The organism is Streptomyces zinciresistens K42 (genome assembly GCF_000225525.1).
Taxonomy (GTDB): domain Bacteria; phylum Actinomycetota; class Actinomycetes; order Streptomycetales; family Streptomycetaceae; genus Streptomyces; species Streptomyces zinciresistens.
This window is the reverse complement of sequence record NZ_AGBF01000231.1, coordinates 1-9,325: the sequence shown is the minus strand read 5'-3', so window position 1 is coordinate 9,325 and position 9,325 is coordinate 1. Positions and strand designations below refer to the sequence as shown.

11 protein-coding genes are annotated in these 9,325 nt (G+C 74.0%); 2 read left to right on the top strand and 9 right to left on the bottom strand.

The annotated features are described in order from the left end of the window. Positions 1-17: 17 nt before the first annotated feature. From SZN_RS32545 to SZN_RS32510, 9 genes are all read right to left on the bottom strand, one after another. On the bottom strand, positions 18-875 hold the full coding sequence (locus SZN_RS32545) for a tetratricopeptide repeat protein (protein ID WP_007503468.1): 858 nt from the start codon (positions 873-875) through the stop codon (positions 18-20). Beyond that, on the bottom strand, positions 872-1,354 hold the full coding sequence (locus SZN_RS32540) for a cytochrome c-type biogenesis protein (protein WP_007503467.1): 483 nt from the start codon (positions 1,352-1,354) through the stop codon (positions 872-874). The genes SZN_RS32545 and SZN_RS32540 overlap by 4 nt, the downstream gene beginning before the upstream one ends. Beyond that, positions 1,347-3,359, bottom strand: a complete 2,013-nt coding sequence (locus SZN_RS32535) for a heme lyase CcmF/NrfE family subunit (protein WP_007503466.1) — start codon at positions 3,357-3,359, stop codon at positions 1,347-1,349. Before SZN_RS32535 ends, SZN_RS32540 begins: the two co-directional genes overlap by 8 nt. Next, positions 3,356-3,772: a cytochrome c maturation protein CcmE gene (locus tag SZN_RS32530; protein ID WP_007503465.1), complete on the bottom strand. Its 417-nt coding sequence runs from the start codon at positions 3,770-3,772 to the stop codon at positions 3,356-3,358. The genes SZN_RS32535 and SZN_RS32530 overlap by 4 nt, the downstream gene beginning before the upstream one ends. Next, positions 3,769-3,891 carry a hypothetical protein gene (locus SZN_RS43295; protein ID WP_007503464.1) on the bottom strand — a complete coding sequence of 41 codons (123 nt, stop codon included), beginning with the start codon at positions 3,889-3,891 and terminating at the stop codon, positions 3,769-3,771. The genes SZN_RS32530 and SZN_RS43295 overlap by 4 nt, the downstream gene beginning before the upstream one ends. Continuing rightward, positions 3,884-4,621 carry a cytochrome c biogenesis protein CcsA gene (gene ccsA, locus SZN_RS32525; RefSeq protein WP_007503463.1) on the bottom strand — a complete coding sequence of 246 codons (738 nt, stop codon included), beginning with the start codon at positions 4,619-4,621 and terminating at the stop codon, positions 3,884-3,886. Before ccsA ends, SZN_RS43295 begins: the two co-directional genes overlap by 8 nt. Next, complete coding sequence (locus tag SZN_RS32520; protein ID WP_007503462.1) at positions 4,618-5,310, bottom strand: heme exporter protein CcmB; 693 nt, start codon at positions 5,308-5,310, stop codon at positions 4,618-4,620. The genes ccsA and SZN_RS32520 overlap by 4 nt, the downstream gene beginning before the upstream one ends. Next, positions 5,307-6,017, bottom strand: a complete 711-nt coding sequence (ccmA, locus tag SZN_RS32515; protein ID WP_007503461.1) for a heme ABC exporter ATP-binding protein CcmA — start codon at positions 6,015-6,017, stop codon at positions 5,307-5,309. The genes SZN_RS32520 and ccmA overlap by 4 nt, the downstream gene beginning before the upstream one ends. Before the next feature lie 153 nt (positions 6,018-6,170). Continuing rightward, positions 6,171-6,830 (bottom strand): DsbA family protein, encoded by a 660-nt coding sequence (locus tag SZN_RS32510; protein ID WP_078509051.1) that lies wholly within the window; start codon positions 6,828-6,830, stop codon positions 6,171-6,173. 240 nt (positions 6,831-7,070) lie between these two features. Between SZN_RS32510 and SZN_RS32505 the strand changes: the two genes are divergently transcribed. Then, entirely contained in the window at positions 7,071-7,811 is a 741-nt protein-coding gene (locus SZN_RS32505; RefSeq protein WP_043734257.1) for a cytochrome c biogenesis CcdA family protein, read from the top strand. 332 nt (positions 7,812-8,143) lie between these two features. Continuing rightward, positions 8,144-9,325: DUF4139 domain-containing protein (locus tag SZN_RS32500; protein ID WP_007503456.1), on the top strand; the 1,182-nt coding region annotated here is incomplete at its 3' end.

The window sequence follows — 9,325 nt, the reverse complement described above, 5'->3', positions numbered from 1 at the left end:
GTCGGGCCGTGGGGCGGTCATGAGCCGTCGGCGGCGCGGCGGACCGTGGCCGTGAGCCGTTCGACCTCCGTGCGGCGCTCGGCCGGCAGATCCGTCCGGGACTGGAGCCCGCGCAGGATCTTCAGCGCTCCCGTGGCGTCCTTGCGGCCCTCGAACAGGATGTTCGCCTTGTACCAGAGGGCGTCCGCGGAGGAGGGGTCGAGGGCGAGCGCCTGGTCGAGGAACCTCAGCGCGTTGTCCGCCCGGCCCATCTTGAACAGCAGCCAGCCCGCCTGGGCGCGGACCCCGGCGTCGTCGGGGTTCTGCTTGAGGGCCACCCCGTAGTGCTCGACCGCCTTGTCGTACTGGCCCTTGCCCGCGTAGCGAGCGGCCAGGGCGAGGCGCATACCGAGGACGTTCGGGTTCGCGGCGACCACTTTCTCCATCTCGGCCTCGGTGACCTTCGACAGGTCCCGGGGCGACGCCGAGGGCGCCGGGTCCAGCGAGCTGCCGGGGGCGGGCGCGGCGGCCTCGTTGCCGGTGATGAAGCCGCCCTCGGGCCGCTCGGCGACGTACCGCGGAAGGAGCAGTCCGACCGTGACCACGGCGGCGCAGAACAAGGCCACGTACAGGGCGAGTCCGGCCTGCCGGCGCGCGGCCTGGTCCGGGCCCGGCCGGGCCGCGCGCTTCGCGGCTCCGGCGGGGCGGCCGGTGCCCGGCGCGGTGACGGCGTCCAGCGCCTCGATGGCCGAGGCGGCGGTGGCCTCGTAGCGGCCGCGCAGCCTGCGGGCGGCCTCCTCCGGGATCTCACCGTCCGCGACCTGGCGTTCGAGGTCGATGAGGTCGGCGAGGGCCTGGTCGCGCCGGAGTCCGAGCAGTTCGCGTTCCGTGCTCACGCCGACTCCTCCTCCACGCGGGCGCGCGCCGCCGCCAGGGCACGGTCCACGCGTTCGCGCTGGTCGGCCGTCAGCTCCTCCCGCGGTCCGTCCACGCGTCGCTGACGCATTCTCACCAGCAGGACGCAGCCCAGTACGAGGGCCCCGGCCGGCAGCCACCACAGCGTCAGTGTCGTACCGGAGGCGGGCGGGTCGAGCAGCACCCAGTCGCCGTAGCGGGACCGGAAGTAGTCGATGATCTCCTGGTCGGTGCGGCCTGCGGCGATCTGCCGGGCGACGACGGCCCGCATGTCCTGAGCGGTCTGGGCGGGCGACTCGGCGATCGACACGCTCTTGCAGACCGGGCAGCGCAGCTTCTGCTCCAGCCGGTAGGCGCGGTCCTCGCCGCCGGAGTCGCGGACCACGAGCCCGGTCACGGCGACCGCGAGCAGGCCGAGGACGGCCACCAGGGTGCCGATGCCGACCAGTCGGCTACGCATCGGCCGTCACCGCCTCCGGGGTCTGCCGCCTGGGGCTCTCCCCGGCCGGGGCCTGGTCGTCGGCGGGCCGGTCGGCGCCGCCGCGCCTGCGTCCGCTCAGCGCCCAGAGTCCGCCGGCCGCCATGAGCAGTCCGCCCACCCACAGCCAGGACATGAAGGGGTAGCGGTACAGGTTGAGGGAGACCTTGCTGGTGTCGTACTGGGCGAGCGCGACGTACAGGTCGCGGGTGACGCCCTCCTTCACAGCGGGCTGGCCGACCTGCTGGGTCTGGTTGGTGAAGCGGTTCAGCCGGGGGGTGGCGGTCCACACGACGCGTCCGCCCTCGCGGAAGACGATGTGCGCGTCGCGGCTCTCCCGGTCGGGCTGCCGGTGGCGTTCGGTGCGGTCGAAGGTGATCTGGTACCCGGCGAAGCGGGCGGAGTCACCGCGGTCGAGCGTGACCGTGGCGCGCGTGGCGAAGGCGCTGGAGACCGCGATGACGACGGCCACGAGGACCAGTCCGAGGTGGGCCAACTGGCCGCCCCAGTAGGCACGTTGTCCGAGCAGCACCCGGGGGATGCCGCGCCGCCTGGGCTTGGGCGCGGTGGCCAGCAGCTGGCGGACGCTCCCGGTCAGGATGCCCACCGCGATGGCCACCACCGCGACCACGCCCGGCGAGTCGACGCCGGCGAGGACCACGGCCGCCGCGGCGGCACCGGCCAGCAGCAGCGCGACGCGCAGGCGTTGCCACAGCACGGCGGGTGAGGCGTGCCGGTAGGGCGTGAACGGGCCGACGCCCATGGCCAGCAGCAGCGCGAACGACAGCGGCACCGCCATGCGGTCGAAGAAGGGCCGCCCGACCGAGAGCTGACGGCCCGTCATGGCTTCCGCGAAGATCGGGTAGAGCGTGCCGGTGAGGACGACGAACGCGAACAGCGTCAGCAGCAGGTTGTTCAGCAGCAGGACGCCTTCGCGGCTGACCAGGGACTCCGGCCGGTTGACGGAGGCCATGCGTTCGCCGCGCAGGGCGAACAGCGTGAAGCCGCCGGCCAGGACGACGAGCAGGAAGACCAGCAGGGCCGGTCCGACGCCCGACTGGGAGAAGGCGTGCACGGAGGACACGACGCCGGACCGGGTCAGGAACGTGCCGAGGATCGTCAGCGCGAAGGTGGCGATGACGAGGACGAAGTTCCACGCCTGGAGCATCCCGCGCTTGAGCTGGACGGCCGAGGAGTGGATGAAGGCGGTCGCCACCAGCCACGGGATCAGCGCGGCGTTCTCCACGGGGTCCCAGGCCCAGAACCCGCCCCAGCCCAGCACCTCGTACGACCACCAGGCGCCCAGCACCAGACCGCCGGTGAGGAAGGTCCAGGCCACCAGGTTCGCCCGGCGGGTGCGCCGCAGCCAGTCCACGCCGCCCCGGCGCAGCAGCAGCGCGGACATGGCGAAGGCGAACGGCACGGTGAACCCGACGAATCCCATGTACAGCATGGGGGGATGGAAGGCCACCATGATGTTGTCGGCCAGGATCGGGTTGGGGCCGGGGCCGTCGGCGGGCGGGTCGGACAGGATGCGGAAGGGGTTGGCGGACGACGCGAGCAGCCCGAAGAAGAAGGCGTTCACGAGGCCGAGCACGCCGAGGGCGCCGGTGCCGAGCCGGTCGTCGGTGTCGCGCACCTGGCGCAGCACCGTGGCCGTGAAGCCGGTGAGGACCAGCGACCACAGGACGAGGCTGCCGCCGAGCGCGGACCAGGCGGAGGTGATGGTGAACAGCAGGGGGGTCGCGCGGGCGTGGGTCTCGGCGACGTAGGACACGGAGAAGTTGTCCGTGAGCAGGGCGACTTGGAGCGCGGCCATGGCCGCGACGGCGCCGCCGAGCGCGCAGAGCACCGCGAAGCGCAGCCGGGCGCGGGAGACCGAGCCGGGGTTGCGCTGGGCGCGGAAGCCGAACAGGGCCAGCCCGAGCGACCCGGCCAGCCCCAGTACGAGGGCGGCCCAGCCGGCGGCGGGGGCGACGAGGTTCACGACCGGTCTCCCGCCTGGGCGGGCGGACGGTAGTTCTCGTCGTGCTTGACCTTCATGGTGTCGGACACGAACGCGTTGCCCTTCCAGGAGCCCTCCAGGACGACGCCGATGCCGGCCTGGAAGAGCTGGGCGGGGGCCCCGTCGAAGCGGACCGCGACGGTGCGGCCCCCGGGCTGGGCCGTCGTGGCGACGGCGAAGGTGAGCCCGTCGGAGGTCTTCTGGACGCTGCCCTTCTCGACGAGGCCGCCGAGTTGGAAGCGCCGTCCGTCGGGGTAGTCGGAGCGCTGGGCGAGCGCTTCGCGGGGCGTCATGTAGTAGACGAGGTTCTGGTTGAGGTTGCCGAACACGAGCAGGCCGACGAGTACGGCGGCCAGCCCCAGGCCGGAGACCGCGAGGAGCCGGTAGCGCTTCACCGCTGGCCCTCCGCCCGGTCGCGCAGCCGGTTCCAGCGGCGGCTCAGCCCGATCAGATACGCGGACACGGCGCCGGCGGTCACGCCGTACCCCAGTGCCACCCAGCCCCATTCAGACATCGGCTCGCAGCCCCTTCTTCTCCCACTGGGGAGCCAGTACGGCGTTGCCGGCCGGCTCCTGGTCGCGCTCGGCGAGCGCGGCCTCGACCTCCTCGGTCCGCACCGCCAGCCGCACCCGTGCCCGCAGCACCACCAGGTAGAACAGCGAGAAGGCCAGGACGCTGATCAGCAGTGCGGTGAGCATCCGCCCGTCGATGGTGGGGGCGCCCGGCTTCAGCACGGTCGGCGGCTGGTGCAGCGCGCGCCACCACACCACGGACATGTGCACGATCGGCACCTGGACGAACGCGACGACTCCGAAGACGGCGGAGCGGCGGGCCCGCGCCAGCGGGTCGGGGGTCGCCTGGCGCAGGGCGAGGTAGCCGACGTAGACGAAGAACATCACGGCGGTGGTGACGACGCGGGGGTCCCATGTCCACCACACGCCCCAGGTCGGCTTGCCCCACACGGAGCCGAGCGCGATGGCGAGGCCGGTGAAGAAGACCCCGGCCTCGGCGCTGGAGGCGGCGATGCGGTCGAACCGCGGGGTGCGGCGCCACAGCCAGGCGACGCTGGCCGCGAGGGTGACGGCGAAACTGAGGTAGGCCACCCATGCCGTGGGCACGTGGACGTACATCAGGCGCTGCAGTTCGCCCTGCAGCTGGTCGGGCGGGGCGAGTGTCGCTGCCGCGATGGCGATCGCCGTGACCAGCGCGGTCGCGATCGGCAGGCGGCGTCCGAACAGGGTCACGCGGACTCCTCCAGGTGTCGGGCGACCAGGCCGATGGCGACCGCCACGGCGAAGTCGAGGGTGAAGATCATGAGCAGCCAGAGCGCGGGCTGGCTCCCGTAGCGGGCGGCCTGCGGCACCTGGGTCGCGCCGAGCAGGAGCGGCAGGGTGAGGGGCACCACGAGCAGGGGGCCGAGCGCGGTCCGCTGGGCCATGCCCTGGGCGAGCGCGTTGGCCAGCGTGCCCAGCAGGGCGAGCCCGGCGGCGACCAGCGGGAAGACCGGCAGCAGCCAGGGCCAGCCGGTGAGTTCGGGGTCGTAGAGGATGATCACGACAGGTGCGAGCACCGCTTCGAAGGCCAGGAGCAGTACGGCGTTGGCCACGGCCCGGCCCGCCAGCCGTACGCCGGGATGCACCCCGCACAGGCGCAGCACGGCGAGCTGGGCGGGCCCTTCGACGGCGCTCTGCCGCAGGGTCACGAGGACGCCGAAGAGCAGGACGATCACCCAGTACATGCCGGGTCCGAGCTGGCGCAGCAGCGGCACGTCGCTGCCGACGCCCAGGGGAATCAGCAGCAGCGCGACCGCGCCGAAGGGGGCCGTCACCCGCAGCGCCTCTCCGGCGCGCAGTTCCAGCACCAGGTCCTTGCGGGCGAGTTCGACGCCTTGCCTGAGGGCGGAGGGCGCGGGGGCGGGGGCGGGGGCGGTCATACGCCCTCCCTCTCCACGACGCTCACGACGGCGTCCTCGACGGTGTTCTCCACGGCGCGCCCGCCGGTGATCTCCACCAGGCGGTCCACCGCGGCCGTCAGCCGCGGCCGGTCGTGGGAGACCACGACGCTCGCTCCGCCCCGGGCCGCGACCTGCGCCATGAGGGCTTCGACGAGGGGCGCGGAGGAGCTGTCCAGGCCGGTGTGCGCCTCGTCGAGGAGCAGGAGCAGGGGCTCGGTGAGGACGGCGCGGGCCAGGTCGGTGCGGCGCTGCATGCCCTGGGAGCAGCCGGCGGCGCGGCGGTCCGCGACACCGGCGAGCCCGACGAGGGCCAGCGCCTCGTCGGCGGCGGCGTCCGGCCGGCCGGTGAGCCGGGCGAGGAAGCGCAGGTTCTCCCGCAGCGTCAGCTGCGCGTAGAGGGCGGGCGTGTGCCCGACGAACGCGATCCTCGGGCGCAGTGCGTCGCACTCCCGGCTGCCGAACTCGGCGCCGAAGAGGCGGGCCTGCCCCCGTGCGGGGGTGAGGAGGGTGGCGAGCAGGCGCAGCAGCGTGGTCTTGCCCGAGCCGTTGGGCCCCACGAGTCCGACGGACTCCCCGCGGTGGACGGTGAGGTCGACCCCGCGCAGCACCGGCACGCGTTCGATGTCCACCGACACCCCGGCGAGCCGCACCACGGGGTCCGCCGGACCGGCGGCTGGTTCTTGCATGACGTCAGCTTTCAGAGCGTTCTTCCACCCTGCGCACGGGGACCGCGAAGGCGTGGGGGGTGGCGCGGGGGCAGGGAGGGGAGGGGACGGGCGCCCGTCCTCGGCGGGGCCGGGGGCGGGGTGCGCCGCGGGGGGGGGCAGGTCAGGCGGTGGTCACTTGGCCAGTTCCGCTTCGATGGCGTCGGTGAACTGGGCCTCGGAGGTGGGCTGGAGCTGCTTGCCGTTGAGGAAGAAGGTCGGCGTGCCCTGGACCCCCAGCGCGATGCCGTCCTTGCGGTCCTTGTCCACCCGCGCGACCGTCGCCTTGGACTTCCAGTCCTTCTCGAAGCGGGGCATGTCCAGACCCAGCTGCCGGGCGAAGCCGCGGAACGTCTTCTCGTGCGAGACCTGCTGGTCCCCCCACGACTTCTGGTTCTCGTACATCTTCTTGTACATCGCCTCCAGCTTGCCCTGCGCGGCGGCCGCCTCCACCGCCTGCGCGGCGAGCTGGGCGTTGCGGTGGCTGGGGATCGGGAAGTACCGGATCACGAACGTGACCCGGCCCTCGTACTTCGCGCGCAACTGCTCGACGAACGGGAACGCCGCCCCGCACGCCTCGCACTCCAGATCCAGGAACTCCACCAGCGTGACCTTGCCGTCCTTGGCGGTGGACAGCCGGTGGCTGTCCGGGCGCACCAGCACCGACGAGGAGGCGGGCTTGGCGTTCCCCGCGTCCCCGCCGGAGTCGGACGACCGGTTGAACGCAAGGAGCGCACCGATCACTGCCAGCACCGTCACACCCAGTACCAGCGACACCTTGAGGTTCTTCGTCATGACACCCATCACCATGGGAACGGCGGCCACAGCCGGGCCCACCGCTCAGGCAGAGCCCCGACACTCACATCAATAAACTAACGGACGTTGATATGGGGCATGAGGGCGGGGTGCCGATGGGCCTCCGGGGGGCCTGTTCCACCATGGGGCACGGGGGATCGGACTCTCGACGGCGGGACCCCGCCCACGCCGCGGCGCGGCGGCGGACGCCCGCCCACGCAGGATTGGAGGACAGTGCTCGTGGAGTTCTTCGCGCTGGCATCACTGGCGCTGGTGGCGGGCGTGGTCTCGTTCACCTCACCGTGCACGCTGCCGCTGCTGCCCGGATACGTCTCCTATGTCTCCGGCCTCCACGACGGGACGGCCGGTGACCGCCCCCTCGCGCCCGCCGCGCGCCGCCGGGTGCTGCTCGGCGCCGCGCTGTTCGTTCTCGGCTTCTCGGGGGTGTTCACCGTCCTCGGCGCCACCGCGTCGGCGCTCGGTCTGCTGCTGAAGAACAACCTCGCGACCATCAACCTGGTCGGCGGGGCCCTCGTCGTCCTGATGGGCCTCGCCGTGTCCGGCCTGTTCAGGATTCCGTTCATGGAGCGCGAACTGCGCCTGGATCTGAGCCGGTTCGGGCGTGGGCCGGGCGGGGCTGTTCCGCTGGGCGCGGCGTTCGCCTTCGGCTGGACGCCCTGTGTGGGGCCGGTGCTCGCCTCGATCCTGGCCACGGCGGCGGGCACGGCCACGGTGACCCGCGGCGCGCTGCTGCTGGTCGCCTACTCGCTCGGTCTGGGCCTGCCGTTCCTGCTCCTGGCCGTGGGACTGACGAGGGCGCGGGGCCGGATGCTGTGGCTGCGCCGGCAGTCCCGCCGTATGGAGATCTTCGGCGGTGTGGTCCTCGTCGCGATGGGCGTCAGCATGATGACGGGCGGCTGGACCACGCTGATGGGCACGCTGCTGGGAGCGTACGCCCGCCTGGGCTGGCCGCCGATCTGACCCGCCCCGCGCGCCCCCGCTCCCGGGTGGCCGCCGCCGGAGTGGTCGGGCACGTCCCGGCTACCTTGGGGGGGCATCCGGGTGGGCCTCCGGGGAAACCCGGGCGAAGGGCGCGGCCCCGGGCACGCGGCCGTCACCGCGGTGGAGTACGGCGGCTTCGGGCGCCCGTACCGCGGACAGGCCGAGCGGGTCGTACGCGAACTGCTGCGGGCCGGCCACGGCGTGACGGGACCGGGTGGACGGCCGAGCCGTCGGGATACGGGGGCCGGAGACGGTGCCGCCGGACCGGGCGTAGGCTTCGGTCGGCGAGGACACGACGGGGGGCTGAGCGTGTGAAGTCCGCTGAGGACGCGGGGCGATGGGATTCGTCGCTGGACGCCGTGGTGGTGTACGCGCGCGGCGCGCTGTGCACCCGGCTGGCCCGGGGCACCGTGCCCGCGGACGGCAGGGTGCGGGTCACCGGGTTCCCCCGGTCGATGGACCCGGGCTCGCTGCGCGCCAAGGTCGTCGGTGACGACGGTGTGCGGGTCACCGAGGTGCGCGTGGAGGTGGACGCGGAACCGCCCGCCGGTGAAAGGACCGACACCCCGCGGCAGGAGCTGGAGCAGGCGCGGGACGCGGCCGCCGCCGCCCGGGGACGCCGTGACCGCCAGCTCGGGCTGATCGCCGAAGTCGCCGCGCTGCGGCCGGTCCCCCCGGCCGCCGACCCCGGTGAGCCGCCTCGCCGTACGCCCGTCGACGCGTGGTTGCGGCTGGCCGGGTTCGCCGACGAGCGGCTCCGGGCCCTGCATCTGCGGCTCACCGAGCTGGAGGAGCGACTGCGCGTCGCCGAGCATGAGTTCGCCGTCGCGACGGACCGCTGGAACCGCGCCTCCACCGGCGCGCGCTCCGGCCGGGTCGAGGCCGCGGTCGCCGCCGTCCTGGCGCTCGACGGGGCGGAGTCCGGGGGTGGGGCCGTGGAGTTGGAGCTGGAGTACGGGGTGCCCGGCGCGGTCTGGGTCCCCGCCTACCGTCTGACGTACCGTCAGGAAGCCGCCGAGGGCACACTCGTGCTGCGCGCCTCGGTCGCCCAGCGCACCGGGGAGGACTGGTCGGGCGTGCGTCTCGCGCTGGCCACCGCGGACCTGCGGCGCCGCACCGACCTGCCGAGGCTGCGGTCGGTCCGCGTCGGGCGCCGCCAGTCCGCACCCGCGCCCACCGGCTGGCGGGAGCCCCCCGCGGGCCTCGCCGACCTGTTCACCGGCTACGACGCGGCAGGCCCCCGCCCCGCCCCCGCGCTGCCCGTCGCCCCGGCAGCGCCCGGTCCCGTACCGCCGCCTCCCGCCCCCTCCCCGGGCGGCGCCCACGGCCTCGACCGCGTACGGGATGCCGCCGCCCGCGCCCGGCTCCTCGCCGTCCCCCGCCGGTTCCACCGCCGCCGAGACCGCGGCGCCCTCCTTCGCGGGCGGTCCCCCGCCCTCCTTCGCCGCCGCGCCGCCGGCGGCCAAGCGGTCGGGACGGCCCGGTGGCGCGGG

What these genes read in the sequence shown, in the direction of transcription:
- SZN_RS32540 (WP_007503467.1), bottom strand. Translation starts at nt 1,354, where the DNA reads ATGCGTAGCCGACTGGTCGGCATCGGCACCCTGGTGGCCGTCCTCGGC.
- SZN_RS43295 (WP_007503464.1), bottom strand. Translation starts at nt 3,891, where the DNA reads ATGTCTGAATGGGGCTGGGTGGCACTGGGGTACGGCGTGACCGCCGGC.
- SZN_RS32520 (WP_007503462.1), bottom strand. Translation starts at nt 5,310, where the DNA reads ATGACCGCCCCCGCCCCCGCCCCCGCGCCCTCCGCCCTCAGGCAAGGC.
- ccmA (WP_007503461.1), bottom strand. Translation starts at nt 6,017, where the DNA reads ATGCAAGAACCAGCCGCCGGTCCGGCGGACCCCGTGGTGCGGCTCGCC.
- SZN_RS32510 (WP_078509051.1), bottom strand. Translation starts at nt 6,830, where the DNA reads ATGACGAAGAACCTCAAGGTGTCGCTGGTACTGGGTGTGACGGTGCTG.